This window comes from Chloroherpetonaceae bacterium (assembly GCA_025056565.1).
Lineage (GTDB): Bacteria > Bacteroidota > Chlorobiia > Chlorobiales > Thermochlorobacteraceae > Thermochlorobacter.
In genome coordinates, this window is record JANWWA010000037.1 from 1 (window position 1) to 1,228 (window position 1,228).

At 50.2% G+C, this 1,228-nt stretch carries 3 protein-coding genes; all 3 read left to right on the forward strand.

The window, feature by feature from the left end:
* A partial coding sequence (locus NZM05_12535) for a Uma2 family endonuclease (protein MCS7014441.1) occupies positions 1 to 552 on the forward strand: 552 nt, incomplete at its 5' end.
* 2 nt (positions 553 to 554) lie between these two features.
* A complete protein-coding gene (locus NZM05_12540) occupies positions 555 to 941 on the forward strand; it encodes a hypothetical protein (protein ID MCS7014442.1) in 387 nt (128 codons plus the stop codon).
* A 12-nt stretch (positions 942 to 953) separates the two neighbouring features.
* A partial coding sequence (locus NZM05_12545; GenBank protein MCS7014443.1) for a hypothetical protein occupies positions 954 to 1,228 on the forward strand: 275 nt, incomplete at its 3' end.

The following is a 1,228-nucleotide window of genomic DNA, read 5'->3' on the forward strand; positions in this document are numbered from 1 at the left end:
TTGACGAGGAAGATGACGCGCGAAGAATACTTGGAATTTGAGCGCCACAGCCAAGAACGATACGAGTATGTCAATGGTGAATTGGTCAAACGAGAGATGCCAAAATTAAAGCACGAACTTATCATCAAAAACCTAATTGTCTTGCTTGAATTTCTCTTGAAGGGCAAGCCTTTTACGGTCGTGCCATGCGGCATGAAGATAGACATTGAGTCTTTTGGCAATTATCGCTACGCCGATGTTTCGGTCGTGCCGCGCGAGAATATGGACTTGGAGAGCGACATTTTGAGCAATGCGGTTGTATTGTTTGAGGTTTCGTCAAAATCTACGGCGAATGTCGACAGAGGCGAAAAGTTTGATGAATACCAGACCTTGCCATCGCTGCGAGAGTATGTCTTGGTTTCAGCGGAGAAAGTGCAGGTGGAGCTTTTTCGGCGCAAGAGCCGCAACGAGTGGGATTATGTTGTCTTGGATGACAAGGCGATGAAGTTGGAACTGCAATCCATTGGCGCAACGCTCTCGCTGACGGACATCTACGAAGGCACAAAACTTTGAGAATGATGGGCATTACCTATACAAAAATCAAAGTGCGCAATCCGCTGACGGAGAGCAAGACGATTGAACTTGATGCGAAGGTCGATACAGGCGCAACGCTGCTGGTTTTGCCCAGCGAAGTGGCAAATGAATTGAAGTTTCCGTTTGTGCGCAAAACGCCCGTCAAATATGCTGATGAATCAAAGGCGGAGCGAGATGTGGTCGGTGCGGTTGAAGTGGAAATTTGTGGTCGCAAGGGTTGGTTTGAAGCCATCGTTGAGCCGAAGAAAAGTTACGCGCTGGTTGGCGCGGTGGTGTTGGAGACGCTGGATTTAATCGTAGAGCCGCGCAGTTTGGGCGTGTATCCGAATCCGCGCTCGCCCGACGCGCCGCTGACGGAAATTGAATAGCATCAGCAACAAATGGGCATTACCTATACGAAAATCAAAGTGCGCAATTTGCTCACAAACACGGAGCCAACAGAACTCGATGCGAAAGTTGACACGGGCGCAACAATGTTGGTTCTTCCGGGCGAAGTGGCGACGCTGCATCAATTTCCCGTCTCGCGCAAGACGTCGGTCAAATACGCTGATGAATCGCGCGCCGAGCGAGAAGTCGTGTGGGGCGTTGAGATAGAGATTTGCGGTCGCAAAGCGGTGGTGGAAGCCATCGTTGGGCCGAAGAAAAGTTACGCGCT